Genomic DNA, 14,739 nt, shown 5'->3' on the forward strand with positions numbered 1-14,739 from the left:
AGAAAGAATGATCAAACTCGGCATAGTGATGGACCCCATTTCATCCATCAACATCAAGAAAGACACCAGTTTTGCCATGCTATTGGAAGCGCAACGCCGCGGCTGGGAGCTCCATTATATGGAGATGAGTGATCTCTATCTGCACCAAGGGGAAGCCCGCGCACGTACCCGCCTATTGCAGGTAGAAAACAGCCCACAGCAATGGCATCAGTTCGATAGAGAACAAGATCTGGCACTGGAAACATTGGATGTCATCCTGATGCGTAAAGATCCACCATTTGATACTGAATACATTTACGCCACTTATATTTTGGAACGTGCGGAAGAGAAAGGCACTCTCATTGTCAATAAACCACAAAGCCTGCGCGATTGTAACGAAAAACTATTCACAGCTTGGTTCCCTGATTTAACACCAGATACATTAGTGACTCGCAATGCCGTTCAGTTGCGTGAATTCCACCAGAAACATGGTGATGTCATCTTTAAACCACTAGATGGTATGGGCGGCGCATCGATATTCCGCCTGAAAAAAGATGATCCAAACGTTGGGGTTATCATTGAAACCCTGACGGAACATGGCAATCGTTTCTGCATGGCACAAAATTTCTTACCGGCCATCAAAGAAGGCGATAAACGGGTATTAATTGTCGACGGCGAACCCGTTCCCTATTGCCTGGCTCGTATCCCTGCCCAAGGTGAAACTCGCGGTAATCTTGCCGCGGGCGGCCGTGGTGAAGCTCGCCCGCTTTCAGAAAGTGACTGGGCTATCGCCAGAGCTGTTGCTCCGACTTTACAAGAAAAAGGGTTAATTTTTGTTGGTCTGGACATTATTGGTGACAAACTGACTGAAATTAATGTCACCAGTCCGACCTGTGCACGTGAGATAGAAGCCGCTTTCCCTGATATTTCAATCATCGGCATGTTAATGAATGCGATTGAAGAACGGTTAGAGAAATAAAAAATTCTTTTTGCGAATTTGCCTGTCAGGGTTTGTCATTTATACTTTTAGCCCACATACTGTGGGCTAAATAATCCTTACATAGCAAGGTTAATTACTAGAAATAAAATGAATCTACAGCACCATTTTCTTATCGCCATGCCCTCATTATCTGATCCCTATTTCAAACGCTCAGTTGTTTACATTTGTGAACACAATGAAAATGGGGCTATGGGACTGGTGATAAATAAACCTATTGAGCAAATCTCCGTTCGGAAAGTTTTACAAAAGCTGAAAATATCACCAGAAGATCGGGATGAAAGCATCAGTCTAAACAAACCTGTCATGACTGGCGGTCCACTGGCTGAAGATCATGGTTTTATATTGCACACACCAAAACCAGGTTTCAGTTCAAGTATCAAAATTTCCGATGACACAATGATCACCACATCCAAAGATGTCCTTGAAACCTTGGGTACTCCACGCCAACCAAAACAGATATTGGTCACGTTGGGGTATGCTAGTTGGGAAAAAGGTCAACTTGAAAAAGAAATAATGGAGAATAGTTGGCTAACAACAAACGCTGATCCACATATTATTTTCAACTCACCCATTGCGGACCGCTGGCGTGAAGCCGCATCTTTGCTCGGTATCAATATCTATAATATTGCGCCACAGGCAGGGCATGCATAGATGAATAACCGTACAATAATGGCTTTTGATTTTGGCACCCGCAGCATCGGCGCAGCCATCGGGCAAGAAATCACAGGTACCGCCAGAGCATTGACCTCGTTTAAAGCCACAGAGGGTATCCCCAATTGGCAACAAATCGAAAAATTACTTAAAGAGTGGCAACCCGATTTAGTTATCGTTGGTCTTCCCCTTAATATGGATGGCACTGAGCAATTAGTCACAGCGCAAGCACGTAAATTTGCAAACCGGCTGCATGGCCGGTTTGGCATGCAAGTTCAACTCCAAGATGAACGCTTGACAACTGTTGAAGCCCGTGCTCATCTGTTTGACCGAGGTGGTTATAAAGCCTTAAGTAAAGGAAAAGTAGATGCTACTTCCGCTGTTATTATTCTGGAAAGCTGGTTTGAACAGCACTATTAATAGCACAATAGCTAACAGTAGCAGCGATCAATTAACAGCAATCGTATAACCACGATTCGCGATTAACTGATATACCCGTTATCTTTCAAGTTGCCTCTTTGTTGGCTGCACTCACTCACCCCAGTCACATAGTTATCTATGTTCCCGGGGATTCGCTCCTTTGCCGTCGCGATGCATCTTGAAATCCATAGGGTATAGCATTTTCTTTAATCCTCCTATCTGTTTGCTCTGCCAGTAATCCCTGCAATTTACGTTGCTGCCAGCCTTGCTCGTAGGTTTGCATCCCACTGGCAGCGCCCGTCTGCATAAGCGTTGTTATTTGATGATTTTTTCCTTCTCGTATCAAATGGCTCACAGCCTGATTAACTACCAATATTTCATATATAGCGACTCGCCCTCCTCCCTGAGCAGAAACTAATTGCTGGGCTATCACCGCTTTCAAACTGCCTGCTAGCTGACTACGTACCCACCCTTTTTCTTCGGCAGAGAAAATATCTACCAATCGGTCAATTGCCTGTACAGCACCTCTGGTATGCAAAGTCGACAATACCAAATGCCCAGTCTCTGCCGCAGTTAACGCCAAGCGTATTGTCTCCTTATCCCGCAACTCCCCCAACAACAATACATCAGGATCTTGCCGGAGAGCCCCTTTTAGCGCTGCCTGATAACTGGGCGAGTCCAATCCAATTTGTCGCTGTTGTATCAGACAATTGCGGCTGTGGTGGATAAATTCAACGGGATCTTCCAATGTAATAATGTGCTGACAACTGTGGCTGTTCAGCATATCCACAATGGCAGTTAATGTTGTCGACTTCCCACTGCCTGTAGCGCCAGTCACCAGAATCAACCCACTCTCTTCCCGCAAAGCCATTTCACGGATAATTTCAGGTGCTTTTAGCTGTTCCAGAGTTGAACACTGAGCGTGAATTAAACGCAAAACGGCTGACAACCCGGAGTGCTGACGAAAGATGTTGCCTCTCAATCGTTGGCCATTTTCTGTCTCCAACGCAAAATCCACATGTCCACCAGTTAATAGCTGTTGTCGCTGATTTTCCGATAAAAATTGTCTACTCCACTCTTCCAACAATAGATTATTTACAGATGGCAGTTGAGTTTGTGGGCAAAGCACTCCATTTATACGTAATACGGGAACTTGTCCAATACAAAGATGCAGATCTGACGCATTATGCTTTACACTAAGGGCTACTAACTTATCCATATTCATTTTTTAATCTCCTGAGTCACCATGAACAATATTGAACAAAATTTACAAGATGTCAGGACCCACATAGCCATTGCCGCACAAAAATGCGAACGCGCTCCAGAAGAAATTACCTTGCTTGCAGTCAGTAAAACCAAACCTGTGGAAGATATCGAAAAAGCAATCGCTGCCGGGCAACGTCATTTTGGTGAAAATTATGTGCAGGAAGGTGTAGAAAAAATTGCTCATTTTGCCAATCATAATGATTTGATATGGCACTTTATCGGTCCGTTGCAGTCTAATAAAAGCCGTTTAGTGGCAGAAAGTTTTAACTGGTGCCATACCATTGACCGCTTAAAAATAGCACAACGCCTGAACGAGCAACGCCCGAAGGGAATGGAACCGCTGAATATTCTTATTCAAATAAATATCAGTGATGAAAAGAGCAAATCAGGTATTCAACTTGATGAGCTACCTACTCTGGCTGCCGAAGTGAACAAACTACCAAACGTAAGGCTTCGGGGTTTAATGGCAATCCCAGCGCCGGAACCTGACTATGAACGTCAATTGGTGGTTTTCAGGAGAATGGAGCAAACCTTCCTTAACCTGAAAACTAAATATTCTCAAATAGATACCCTCTCAATGGGGATGACTGATGATATGGCTGCTGCGATTAATTGTGGTTCCACATTAGTACGAATTGGAACAGCAATTTTCGGTGCGCGTCAGTATCACAATTAACCATTTCAACACTACGAGGTATTTAAATGGAAAAACGTAAAATTACCTTTATTGGTGCAGGTAATATGGCTCACGCCATCATCGCCGGATTAGTAAAAGGAGGGTACCCTGCTGAGCTGATTAATGTCTGCGCACCAAGTAATACTCACCGTGATGCACTAGCAAAAGAGTATGGCGTTAATAGCGGTAGTGACAATATTCACTACGCACAGGAAGCCGACGTTGTTGTTCTGGCGGTAAAACCGCAAATGATGGCAGATGTTTGTCAGCCTCTGCAAGAAAAGGTAGATTTCAGTAATAAGCTGGTTCTATCTATCGCCTCAGGTATTTCCGTTGCACGCTTTGATGCTTTATTACAAGACAAACTCAATATTATCCGTATCATGCCAAACACACCGGCGTTAATTGGTCAGGGGTTGAGTGGATTATTCGCCTCTGAACAAGTCAGCCAGTCTGACCGTAATTTCACTCAAGCATTAATGAACAGTGTCGGTAAAACTTACTGGGTAAAAGATGAAAACGGCATCAATGACATTATCGCCGTAGCAGGCAGTGCGCCCGCTTATTTCTTCCTATTTATGGAGTCAATGCAACAGGAAGCAGAACGTTTAGGTTTTGATAGCCAGACAGCCCGTGAAATTGTTTTGCAAACGGCAATAGGTTCTGCGGCACTGGCCGCATCAAACGTAGATCTCCCTTTTGCAACCCTGCGTGAACAGGTAACATCTAAAGGCGGTACTACTGCGGAAGCATTACGTATCTTTTATGAAGGCAAATTGCCGGAAACTGTATCCAACGCTATGCAGGCGGCTATTCGCCGGGCGCAGGAAATGGAAAAACAATTTTAATTTTATCAAGGCTGCTAAATGCAATTTTTACACTTTATTCTATCCACAGTTCTGGATTTATACATCGCTGTTTTATTACTTCGTGTATGGATGCAATGGGTTCGTTGTGATTTTTATAACCCATTTGCCCAATTTATTGTGAAAATAACTCAACCGATCGTTCGGCCATTACGCCGAGTCATACCAGCTATTAGTTCGCTTGATACTGCCTCCATTGTTGTCGCTTATGTTCTGGTATTGTTTAAATTTATCATGCAACTTTGGTTCAATACCGGTTCGCTTGCTTTCCACACACTTTTCCTTCCTGTCGGGTTAATCGAATTGCTGACAGCAGCAGGTAAACTGGTATTTTGGTTAGTGCTAGCGCGTGCTTTACTAAGCTGGATAAGTCAGGGGCGCAATCCGATTGACTATGTTTTGATGCAACTGACAGAACCGTTGATGGCGCCTATCCGCCGTATTATCCCAACGATGGGCGGCCTTGATTTTTCAGCAATGATAGTCATTTTGATCCTCTACGCACTGAACTATCTTCGCGCTGATGTTCTTTCATGGCTGATACAGTAAATAAGAATTAAATTGGATTCAAAATAATGCAAAAAGTCGTTCTGGCAACCGGCAACCCCGGAAAAGTTCGTGAACTGGCACAATTACTGGCTGATTTTGGACTGGATATTGTTGCTCAAACTGAATTAGGCGTAGATTCAGCCGAAGAGACCGGGCTGACATTTATTGAAAATGCCCTTCTTAAAGCTCGCCACGCCGCACAAGTTACCGGACTACCGGCAATTGCGGATGACTCTGGTCTATCCGTAGACATCCTTGGCGGTGCTCCAGGTATCTATTCAGCCCGCTATGCAGGTGAAAACAGCACCGATCAGCAAAATCTAGAAAAACTGCTAGATACGATGAAAGATGTTCCTGATGATCAACGTCAAGCTCAGTTTAACTGTGTGCTGGTTTATATGCGCCATGCGGAAGATCCAACACCGCTGGTATTTCATGGCCGCTGGCCGGGGATTATCGCACGCCAACCTGCCGGTAATGGTGGGTTTGGTTATGATCCTATCTTCTACATACCGGAATTAGGTTGTACTGCCGCTGAATTAACGGGTGAACAAAAAAATGCCGTTTCGCACCGTGGTCAGGCACTAAAGATGATGTTGGATACACTCAGTAATGCTTAAATTCCCGCCACTAAGTCTTTATATCCATATTCCGTGGTGTGTACAAAAGTGTCCTTACTGTGATTTCAACTCTCATGCATTGAAAGGTGATGTTCCGCATCAGGAATATGTTGACCATTTATTAGCAGATCTGAAAACAGATCTGCCAATGGTCAACGGACGGGAAGTTACCACTATCTTTATTGGTGGTGGGACCCCTAGCCTGCTTAGCTCACAGGCAATGCAACAATTGCTGGATGGTGTTCGTGCTCTCCTACCGGTATCGCCGCAAGCTGAAATTACTATGGAGGCCAATCCGGGTACTGTGGAAGCCGATCGTTTCAGTGGTTATCAGCAAGCGGGGATTAACCGAATATCCATTGGCGTGCAGAGTTTCAGCCCGGATAAACTGGCACGCCTTGGCCGTATTCACGGGCCGGATGAAGCCAAACGGGCAGCACATTTAGCCGCTAGTCTGGGGCTACGCAGTTTTAATCTGGATTTGATGCATGGTTTGCCGAATCAAAGCCTTGATGAGGCACTGGATGATTTGCGTCAGGCAATCGCGTTATCACCACCGCATCTTTCATGGTATCAGTTGACTATTGAACCTAATACCAGCTTTGGCTCTCGCCCTCCTATTCTGCCCGACGATGACGCTTTATGGGATATCTTTTCACAAGGTCATCAATTGTTGACAGCAGCAGGTTATCAGCAATATGAAACTTCTGCTTATGCTAAACCAAGCTATCAATGCCAGCATAATCTCAACTACTGGCGCTTTGGAGATTACCTTGGCATTGGCTGTGGCGCTCATGGAAAAATCACATTTGAAGATGGCCGTATTCTGCGCACAGTGAAAACCAAACATCCCCGTGGATATATGCAAGGACGCTATCTGGATAAACAACATCAAGTAGAAAATGAAGATCGGCCATTTGAATTTTTTATGAACCGATTCCGTTTACTGGAAATGATGCCAAAACAAGATTTCAGTGATTTTACAGGGTTATCTGAGGACTCAATCCGTACTCAAATAGGGCAAGCCTTAGCCGCAGGTTATCTTTCTGAAACAGCAACACACTGGCAAATCACGCAAAAAGGCAAACTGTTCCTAAATTCATTATTGGAATTATTTCTCTAGTACAGAAATTGCCTTTGGAAAATTCAGCTCCGTAAAGATTATCTTTGCATAAAATTGATACCGCCACTGGTTTCGTTTCTATTCATAATACATTTCCCCCACTGAATTTCGGTGGGGACTCCATTAGACGGTGGCGACTGATTGCCCCATGTTGGATTCCTGTTCCTTTCGGAGGAGTGATTGCACCCCAAAACTTAAATAATATATAAGTGACAAATTAACCAAGGCATTAATATTGAAATAATAATTCACAATCTAATTTTCAATGATAAAATCCCAATATGTAAAAAATAAATTAACAAATACACCACAAAAAAAATAATATAAAAATTTATTAATCCACCTACCCTACAAATATGTTTATCTATGTAAATAATAGTTAATATCGACCATCAATAAGAGTATTAATTAAAATTTAATAAAACCATATTTTACACAAGATTAATTTTAATATATGTGAATTACACCGCAATAATATCACTTAAATCATCTCAAATACGACTATATTTAATTTGTGCTTGGTTGTATTTCTATTGATAAGCACGAGCATTTAAAAAATCATTTTTAATTTCACTTTGATTGGGGTGAAAAATGAACATTGAAAATAAAGAAATGTTATATACTTTATCCAAAGAAGACCTCGCTACAGCACTGACGCCGTATTATAAAGATTTTTATGATCAACTTTCGGATCATCAAAAAGAAAATATTAGTTTTGACATGGTTGTAAATGATGCTTACAAGAGATTGCATTTTAATAATTCAGCTCCAACTGACACTGATGGAAGATCAAAATTAATAGAGTACGCAGGTGTATCTCCATGCACTCTTGCAATTGGTACAGTTGTCGCAGGTGCTTTTAAACTTGCATTTAAATTCATGGGCATACATGAACCCGAAAGAGAATCAGCCACACAGATATTATTGAAAAAATTAGGTCATGAGGCTATACATGAGTTATTGACTATAGTTCATGACCTTAAGAATTCGAATTCTATTACTGATAAATCAAAGAATACCTGGTCATTAATTGCTAAAGTTAAGGATGATATAGGTATTTCTGGAATAACTAATTGCTTAAAGGAGTCAATGCATTGGTACGACTGGGTTATTACTGGAATAACTGCAATAGCACAATTAACTATATGGTTTGCTACAGATGGAGCTGCATTTATTGTAGAAATAGCACTAGCTGGTCCTGCTATAGCCAGATTGGTATTTGACTCTGTAGACGCGGTTAATACTTGTTCATAAAACCTTTATCTGTAATCTCATTTAATTATCAAGGAACTTATTATTTATTATAAGTTCCTTTCAATATAAATATCATCCTTCATATTATAAACTCGAATAAATCAGACGCTAAAATATAAAACAAATAATGTTTTCACCTTGTAAATTCAATATAATAATCACCATTAATATCTACAAATAATTTCTCTGTCCAATTATATATAACAGAAATACATTTATTATTTCTTAATAACAACATTAGTTTTCACACCATTATTATAACAGATTAAATTTTTATTTTATGAATAGATAAGACATTGTTTTGAATAGAAAAGATTTGTCTATCTTTTAAATTATTAATACTGAAAATACGAATAATAAGCCAACTACTCATAGAATATTGCCCCAATCGGGCAAGATTTAGACCAAAAACCTGACAGTCACCAGCATAAAATAACCGATAACTGTCAGACCAAATCTAAAACAATCCATTGTGGAACTTCAATCACTATTCAAATTCAAAATGGCGCATGACCTGATTAAAGGGCATCAGCTACAGCATTAACTTGTGCAGTTAAGCTTTCCAAACCACCGCCCGATAAATACCACAAATCAGATTTCAGGTAAGTGATTTTGCCATTCTTATACGCCGAAGTAGATTTTATTTTATCATCTTCAAATTTTTCTTTGTTCAGCTTACCTGCGCCAATTGCTTCACTACGGTCAATAATGAGAATCACATCAGGATTGGCTTTAGCAATCATATCAGAAGTCACTACAACGAATTTGTTTTTATCTTCACCAGCAGGAATAGATAATTCTGCTTTCTGTGCCTTAACCACGTCATACACTACGCTCTGGTTGTTCAGCACTAATTTACCTGCGTTATGCAGCAATACTAAAACTTTTGCGCCAGAAGACTTAGCTTTATCCTGAGCTTTAGCAATGGTTTTTTCCAGCTCAACAAGCTGATCTTTCACTTCACTCTGTTTATTAAACAATTCACCTAATAACGTTATGTTACTTTCAACTGAAGCCAGATAATTTTTGCTATCAGTTCCCAGATTAATTGTCGGTGCTATTTTTGACAGCTTTTCATAGGAAGAAGTTTGACGCCCGCTAATAACGATCAAATCAGGTTTAATTTGCGCCAATTTTTCCAGATTTGGCTCTTTCATACCCCCCGCATTTTCTACCCCTTTAGGTAAGCTATTACGGAGATATTCAGGCGTATTACCAGTAGGTAATGCAACAACCCTATCTGATAAACCTAATTTAACTAATGAATCATAAATACCGAAATCAAATGAAACGACTTTCTGAGGATTTTTTTTGACTTCAGTTTCACCGGAAAGGTGCTTAACCGTGATCTTATCATTAGTCTGAGCTGTAACTACATTTGGGGTAACTATATTTGGTGTAACTACAGAAGATTCCTGACTAAATGCGGAATGGCTTGCAACAGCAAATAACGATACCAGAACGACAGGGATTATCTTTTTCATATATCGCACTCCAAGAAAGGATATTTAGTAAACATTCGCATTCTAGGTAGCGAAAAAAATATGTCAATCTAAATAAGAATCAATTTCAAATTGATTCTTATTTGTGATTATTAGAAATTATTTAATAGAATTCAGTAACTCAATTCTTTGTTGCTCAAGGCCACTGACCTTACCGCAAACCTCTTTGCCAAAACGCTGGAAATCTTCTTCCTGAACACGCCATTCAGCTTTCAAATTATTCTGCAATCCACCCAAACTACCAAGCAACGATTGTAATGCCTGATTATTATCACCATTCAGGCTAAATTGTTTATTGCCGATCTCATTTATACTGTCCTGTAACACCCCACCAAGACTTTGCTCAATTAAGCTACGGCTATCTTTTTCAACCTGCTTAATTGCTTGATGGTGAAATGCCATACCATCAGCGCGAGTTTCAATGATTCGGTTTATTTGCTGATTAAGCCCTGACTCAAGCTCAGACAACCGGTTACGCACATTGCTATCCTTACCGATAGTATCCACTACCACTTTATCCAAGGATTTACGAGCCGTTATCAGATGTTTTCCGGTTTCTTGCTTAATCCAAGGCAAATCCTGCCGCAAAGCCTGCTGATAACGTTGTGCTTTCTGACGCTGTTCAGTATTTAAACTTAAGTTCTTACCATCGCGAATTACTGAACCATCCGGTGAAATCTGGAGATTGCCACTTGCCCCCACAACCTGAACTGATTGAGAAGTAATAATGATGTCATTCTGTGGATTTACCTGGCACTCATAACCTGCCTGAGCCTGAGCAACAAATAGCAAAGATGCAACAGTGATAATTTTGCGTAACATGTTTTCTCCTAAGAAAATCACCTGAGAATTAAAAAACGGATTGAGAGTTAAAAAACGGATCGCCCAACACGATCGGCTAACAATTCCAGGGCAGCACAACCCGCTAAAGAGTTCCCCGATCGATCCAATTCCGGTGACCAGACAGCAACAGTAAACTCTCCCGGCACGACACATACGATCCCACCACCAACGCCCGATTTTCCTGGCATGCCAATCCTGAATGCAAACTCGCCGGAACCATCATACATACCACAGGTCATCATCAGTGCATTAATCTGCCGGGCCTGACGTGGACTAAGGATTTGCTGCTCAGAGCCTATCGTACTCCCCTGATTCGCCAAATAAATAAAACATTTAGCAAGCTCAATACAGTTCATTTTCAAAGCGCAATAATGAAAATAAGTTTGCAGTACCGCGAGCACATCATTATCGAAATTACCGAAGGATTTCATCAGATAGGCAATCGCCGCATTGCGGTGAGAATGTTCCATTTCAGAACGGGAAACTTTGCTGTCGTAACAAATATCAGGGCAACCAGCAAGTTTGCGCACCACTTCTAGCATACGCTGTTTAGGCGCACTCAATCGCGACTGCAACATGTCACAGACAATTAATGCACCCGCGTTAATAAAAGGGTTACGGGGTTTGCCTTTTTCCAGTTCCAATTGAACTAACGAGTTAAATGGCTGACCTGAGGGTTCCTGCCCGACCCGTTGCCAGATCTCTTGTTCCTGATAACGCGTCATGGCTAAAGTCAGGCTTAATACCTTAGAAATAGATTGAATCGAAAAACGCTTCTCAGCATCTCCGGCACGGAATATCTGCCCATCGATGGTACAGATGGCTATTGCCAGGTTATCAGCAGGAACTTCCGCCAATGCAGGAATATAATTTGCCACTTTCCCTTGGCCAATCAGGGGACGAACTTGTCGCAAAATATCCGACAATAACGTATTAGAGAACGTTGTACTCACTGATTTTACTCCAGACAGGGGCACTCATTAATCACCAGAGACCCCTGTTGTAATTCATGCAAGCTATTTTATAGCGATATACCCGTTATCTTTCAAGTTGCCTCTTTGTTGGCTGTACTCACCCCGGTCACATAGTTCTCTATGCTCCCGGGGATTCGCTCCCTTGCCGTCGCTATCCATCTTGAAATCCATAGGGTATAGATTAATCAATCCCACCAAACATCAAACAATTCGGAAGTCATGACATCTTCCATACCGCGATCCTTCAACCACTTTTCAACCAATTGGCGATGCTCTTCTGTACACATACCAATTTTTTGCAAACAGATTAAACCTTCCCAATGCAGATAACCGCTGGCATCCAATGCTAAGCCATTAGATTCAATCAGCTCATCAATAAATGCATCAACAGTGCTATCGATAACATCTACAGGTGTATTAGATGGGAAACTCCACTTAACAGAAAAACCTAACTCCTTAAATTCATCAATATGCATCTTCTTACGCAAACGACGACTGCGGTTTTTAGCCATTACTTAATCCTCTTAAACATTATGTCCCACACGCCATGCCCCAACCGCTGACCGCGCAATTCAAATTTCGTTATCGGGCGTGAAGATGGACGCGGTACATAATCACCATCCTCAGACAAATTAAGGTAATTATCTACGCCATTCATCACTTCCAACATATGCTCAGCATATGGCTGCCAATCAGTCGCCATATGGAATACGCCACCCACTTTCAACTTGCTTCTTATCAATTCAGCAAATGGCGGCTGTACAATCCTGCGTTTATTATGACGTGCTTTATGCCACGGATCCGGAAAGAAAAGCTGTACCATTTCCAAACTATTATCCGGGATCATGTTTTCCAGCACTTCAATCGCGTCATGGCACATCACCCGCAAGTTACCGATATTTTCATCTTCTGCGGAAGCCAGACAAGCGCCAACGCCAGGCGCATGAACTTCAATCCCAAGAAAATCTTTTTCTGGATTCTGACTTGCCATTGTGACAAGGGATGCCCCCATGCCAAAGCCAATTTCCAACACCACAGGGGCTTCTCGCCCAAAAAGTGCTGCCAGCTCCAGCTTTTCTGCCTGATACTCAACACCTATTTTTGGCCAGAGATTATCAAGTGCTTGTTGCTGACGATTAGTTAACCGGCCCTGACGACGAACAAAACTCCTAACACGGCGCAACGCCCTGCCATTTTCATCAAATTCCGGCGAAATTACGTTATTTATCATGGTATTTCTGTCAGTTTTAAAGGCATTTATTCAGCCGCTTATGGCTGCTTTACCAGCAAACCACCTATCCCCGTCATCTTTCAAGTTGCCTCTTTGTTGGCTGCACTCACTCACCCCGGTCACATAGTTACCTATGCTCCCGGGGATTCGCTCCCTTGCCGTCGCGATGCATCTTGAAATCCATTGGGTATAAAAGAGAGCGCATTATCCAAAGATGGGCGATTTTAGCAAGTCCGATCGTGACAAGTACAATTTTAATACGGAATTTAATACGAAATTGCGTAGCGCTGCGAAAACAAAGTTCCGGTTTACAGCGAGGTTACACTATGTTGCAATCCTATTCACGAAACACTGATTTTCCCTAAAGACAATTATCCCAATGATGGAAGCAAAGCAATTCTCCGCAGTGGTACTAGATTGGTACCATCGTTACGGTCGTAAAACCCTGCCCTGGCAATTGGAAAAGACCTCTTATCACGTCTGGCTTTCAGAAGTGATGTTGCAACAAACTCAGGTTGCGACGGTCATTCCCTATTTTCAGCGCTTTATTTCACGTTTTCCCGATGTGACTTCACTTGCCGCAGCCCCCCTTGATGAAGTCCTACATTTGTGGACCGGCCTTGGTTACTACGCTCGTGCTCGTAATTTACATAAAGCAGCACAACAGGTTGTGGAGTTGCACCAAGGTCAATTCCCAACAACTTTTGAAGATGTTGTCGCCCTACCTGGCGTTGGTCGTTCAACAGCGGGGGCAATCCTTTCACTTTCTCAAGGTAAACATTTCCCAATTCTTGATGGCAACGTTAAACGGGTATTAGCCCGCTGTTATGCCGTGGAAGGTTGGCCAGGTAAAAAAGAGGTTGAAAGCAACCTTTGGCAAATCAGCACCAATGTAACGCCAGCGCAAGAGGTGGAATATTTTAATCAGGCGATGATGGACTTAGGCGCAATGGTTTGCACTCGCAGCAAGCCGAAATGTGAAATCTGCCCATTAAATCAAGGATGTATCGCTTACGCTAACCATAGCTGGACCAAATATCCAGGTAAAAAACCTAAACAGAGCATTCCTGAGAAAACAGCTTATTTCCTGCTGATGCAGAATAATGATGCTGTCTGGCTGGAACAACGCCCACCAACGGGGATCTGGGGTGGTTTGTTTGCGTTTCCTCAGTTTGAGAGCATGGATTTGCTAAATGGCTGGTTAGAGCAATCAGGTATTTCTCATAGTAAACATGAACAACTCACCGCATTCCGCCACACATTTAGCCATTTTCATCTAGATATTGTGCCGATAAAAATAAATATTTTATCCTTTACTACCTGCATGGATGAAAATAAAGGACTTTGGTATAACTTACAGCAACCCGCGACTGTTGGGCTGGCAGCACCAGTTGAATATCTATTACAGCAACTAAGCTAATCTCATACCCACTATTTTGAGGATTTATTATGAGCAGAACTGTTTTTTGTACTTTCTTACAACATGAAGCCGAAGGACTGGATTTTCAGCTTTATCCGGGCGAATTGGGCAAACGCATTTTCAATGAAATTTCCAAAGAAGCATGGGGACAATGGATGAGCAAACAAACCATGCTGATCAATGAGAAAAAACTCAACACCATGAATCCGGAAGATCGTAAATTGCTTGAACAGGAAATGGCTAAATTCCTGTTCGAAGGTCATGATATTCAAATTGATGGATATACCCCACCAGAAAAATAATATTTAGCTTTCATCAGAGCCAGCGGCTCTGATGTTGTATTCAATACCAGATGGCAATGTAAG

Annotated in this window: 17 protein-coding genes; 11 read left to right on the forward strand and 6 right to left on the reverse strand. The window is 42.0% G+C overall.

Annotation, left to right across the window (positions count from 1 at the left end; all coding sequences use genetic code 11):
* Positions 1-7: 7 nt before the first annotated feature.
* From gshB to ruvX, 3 genes are all read left to right on the forward strand, one after another.
* On the forward strand, positions 8-958 hold the full coding sequence (gshB, locus tag EAE93_RS21100; protein ID WP_105398163.1) for a glutathione synthase: 951 nt from the start codon (positions 8-10) through the stop codon (positions 956-958).
* 108 nt (positions 959-1,066) lie between these two features.
* Positions 1,067-1,630, forward strand: a complete 564-nt coding sequence (locus tag EAE93_RS21105; protein WP_065391141.1) for a YqgE/AlgH family protein — start codon at positions 1,067-1,069, stop codon at positions 1,628-1,630.
* Positions 1,631-2,050 carry a Holliday junction resolvase RuvX gene (ruvX, locus tag EAE93_RS21110; protein ID WP_214040501.1) on the forward strand — a complete coding sequence of 140 codons (420 nt, stop codon included), beginning with the start codon at positions 1,631-1,633 and terminating at the stop codon, positions 2,048-2,050.
* 136 nt (positions 2,051-2,186) lie between these two features.
* Here the strand turns inward: ruvX and EAE93_RS21115 are convergent, their stop codons facing one another.
* The gene (locus tag EAE93_RS21115; protein ID WP_214040502.1) at positions 2,187-3,275 is read right to left on the reverse strand and encodes a type IV pilus twitching motility protein PilT; all 1,089 of its coding nucleotides are present in this window, start codon (positions 3,273-3,275) and stop codon (positions 2,187-2,189) included.
* 21 nt (positions 3,276-3,296) lie between these two features.
* Here EAE93_RS21115 and EAE93_RS21120 point away from each other — a divergent pair, with 21 nt between their 5' ends.
* The 6 genes from EAE93_RS21120 to EAE93_RS21145 all read left to right on the forward strand — a co-directional run bounded on the left by EAE93_RS21120 (position 3,297) and on the right by EAE93_RS21145 (position 8,404).
* The gene (locus tag EAE93_RS21120; RefSeq protein WP_214040503.1) at positions 3,297-3,992 is read left to right on the forward strand and encodes a YggS family pyridoxal phosphate-dependent enzyme; all 696 of its coding nucleotides are present in this window, start codon (positions 3,297-3,299) and stop codon (positions 3,990-3,992) included.
* A gap of 26 nt (positions 3,993-4,018) precedes the next feature.
* Positions 4,019-4,840: a pyrroline-5-carboxylate reductase gene (gene proC, locus EAE93_RS21125; protein WP_214040504.1), complete on the forward strand. Its 822-nt coding sequence runs from the start codon at positions 4,019-4,021 to the stop codon at positions 4,838-4,840.
* Positions 4,841-4,858: 18 nt separating this feature from the next.
* A complete protein-coding gene (locus EAE93_RS21130) occupies positions 4,859-5,407 on the forward strand; it encodes a YggT family protein (RefSeq protein WP_214040505.1) in 549 nt (182 codons plus the stop codon).
* Between the two features lie 26 nt (positions 5,408-5,433).
* Positions 5,434-6,027: an XTP/dITP diphosphatase gene (locus tag EAE93_RS21135; protein ID WP_214040506.1), complete on the forward strand. Its 594-nt coding sequence runs from the start codon at positions 5,434-5,436 to the stop codon at positions 6,025-6,027.
* Positions 6,020-7,150 (forward strand): radical SAM family heme chaperone HemW, encoded by a 1,131-nt coding sequence (gene hemW, locus EAE93_RS21140; RefSeq protein ID WP_214040507.1) that lies wholly within the window; start codon positions 6,020-6,022, stop codon positions 7,148-7,150. The genes EAE93_RS21135 and hemW overlap by 8 nt, the downstream gene beginning before the upstream one ends.
* Positions 7,151-7,741: 591 nt before the next feature.
* Positions 7,742-8,404 (forward strand): hypothetical protein, encoded by a 663-nt coding sequence (locus EAE93_RS21145; RefSeq protein ID WP_036814740.1) that lies wholly within the window; start codon positions 7,742-7,744, stop codon positions 8,402-8,404.
* 518 nt (positions 8,405-8,922) lie between these two features.
* Here EAE93_RS21145 and EAE93_RS21150 read toward each other — a convergent pair.
* The 5 genes from EAE93_RS21150 to trmB all read right to left on the reverse strand — a co-directional run bounded on the left by EAE93_RS21150 (position 8,923) and on the right by trmB (position 12,954).
* Positions 8,923-9,888, reverse strand: a complete 966-nt coding sequence (locus EAE93_RS21150; RefSeq protein ID WP_046396572.1) for a siderophore ABC transporter substrate-binding protein — start codon at positions 9,886-9,888, stop codon at positions 8,923-8,925.
* A gap of 117 nt (positions 9,889-10,005) precedes the next feature.
* Positions 10,006-10,728 (reverse strand): YggN family protein, encoded by a 723-nt coding sequence (locus EAE93_RS21155; protein ID WP_110086610.1) that lies wholly within the window; start codon positions 10,726-10,728, stop codon positions 10,006-10,008.
* 47 nt (positions 10,729-10,775) lie between these two features.
* Positions 10,776-11,702: a glutaminase B gene (gene glsB / locus EAE93_RS21160; protein ID WP_036776900.1), complete on the reverse strand. Its 927-nt coding sequence runs from the start codon at positions 11,700-11,702 to the stop codon at positions 10,776-10,778.
* Between the two features lie 206 nt (positions 11,703-11,908).
* Positions 11,909-12,235 carry a YggL family protein gene (locus tag EAE93_RS21165; RefSeq protein WP_036776901.1) on the reverse strand — a complete coding sequence of 109 codons (327 nt, stop codon included), beginning with the start codon at positions 12,233-12,235 and terminating at the stop codon, positions 11,909-11,911.
* On the reverse strand, positions 12,235-12,954 hold the full coding sequence (gene trmB / locus EAE93_RS21170) for a tRNA (guanosine(46)-N7)-methyltransferase TrmB (RefSeq protein ID WP_036776903.1): 720 nt from the start codon (positions 12,952-12,954) through the stop codon (positions 12,235-12,237). The genes EAE93_RS21165 and trmB overlap by 1 nt, the downstream gene beginning before the upstream one ends.
* 379 nt (positions 12,955-13,333) lie before the next feature.
* On the opposite strand from trmB, the gene mutY reads away from it, so the two are divergent.
* A complete protein-coding gene (gene mutY / locus EAE93_RS21175) occupies positions 13,334-14,374 on the forward strand; it encodes an A/G-specific adenine glycosylase (protein ID WP_110086611.1) in 1,041 nt (346 codons plus the stop codon).
* 29 nt (positions 14,375-14,403) lie between these two features.
* Positions 14,404-14,676: an oxidative damage protection protein gene (locus tag EAE93_RS21180; protein ID WP_214040508.1), complete on the forward strand. Its 273-nt coding sequence runs from the start codon at positions 14,404-14,406 to the stop codon at positions 14,674-14,676.
* The last annotated feature ends 63 nt before the right edge of the window (positions 14,677-14,739 follow it).

It is taken from the genome of Photorhabdus akhurstii, assembly GCF_018448925.1.
GTDB lineage: Bacteria > Pseudomonadota > Gammaproteobacteria > Enterobacterales > Enterobacteriaceae > Photorhabdus > Photorhabdus akhurstii.

Excerpts from the sequence above, each read along its gene's own strand:
- gshB (WP_105398163.1), top strand. The coding sequence starts at position 8 with ATGATCAAACTCGGCATAGTGATGGACCCCATTTCATCCATCAACATC.
- EAE93_RS21105 (WP_065391141.1), top strand. The coding sequence starts at position 1,067 with ATGAATCTACAGCACCATTTTCTTATCGCCATGCCCTCATTATCTGAT.
- ruvX (WP_214040501.1), top strand. The coding sequence starts at position 1,631 with ATGAATAACCGTACAATAATGGCTTTTGATTTTGGCACCCGCAGCATC.
- EAE93_RS21115 (WP_214040502.1), bottom strand. The coding sequence starts at position 3,275 with ATGAATATGGATAAGTTAGTAGCCCTTAGTGTAAAGCATAATGCGTCA.
- EAE93_RS21120 (WP_214040503.1), top strand. The coding sequence starts at position 3,297 with ATGAACAATATTGAACAAAATTTACAAGATGTCAGGACCCACATAGCC.
- proC (WP_214040504.1), top strand. The coding sequence starts at position 4,019 with ATGGAAAAACGTAAAATTACCTTTATTGGTGCAGGTAATATGGCTCAC.
- EAE93_RS21130 (WP_214040505.1), top strand. The coding sequence starts at position 4,859 with ATGCAATTTTTACACTTTATTCTATCCACAGTTCTGGATTTATACATC.
- EAE93_RS21135 (WP_214040506.1), top strand. The coding sequence starts at position 5,434 with ATGCAAAAAGTCGTTCTGGCAACCGGCAACCCCGGAAAAGTTCGTGAA.
- hemW (WP_214040507.1), top strand. The coding sequence starts at position 6,020 with ATGCTTAAATTCCCGCCACTAAGTCTTTATATCCATATTCCGTGGTGT.
- EAE93_RS21145 (WP_036814740.1), top strand. The coding sequence starts at position 7,742 with ATGAACATTGAAAATAAAGAAATGTTATATACTTTATCCAAAGAAGAC.
- EAE93_RS21150 (WP_046396572.1), bottom strand. The coding sequence starts at position 9,888 with ATGAAAAAGATAATCCCTGTCGTTCTGGTATCGTTATTTGCTGTTGCA.
- EAE93_RS21155 (WP_110086610.1), bottom strand. The coding sequence starts at position 10,728 with ATGTTACGCAAAATTATCACTGTTGCATCTTTGCTATTTGTTGCTCAG.
- EAE93_RS21165 (WP_036776901.1), bottom strand. The coding sequence starts at position 12,235 with ATGGCTAAAAACCGCAGTCGTCGTTTGCGTAAGAAGATGCATATTGAT.
- trmB (WP_036776903.1), bottom strand. The coding sequence starts at position 12,954 with ATGATAAATAACGTAATTTCGCCGGAATTTGATGAAAATGGCAGGGCG.
- mutY (WP_110086611.1), top strand. The coding sequence starts at position 13,334 with ATGATGGAAGCAAAGCAATTCTCCGCAGTGGTACTAGATTGGTACCAT.
- EAE93_RS21180 (WP_214040508.1), top strand. The coding sequence starts at position 14,404 with ATGAGCAGAACTGTTTTTTGTACTTTCTTACAACATGAAGCCGAAGGA.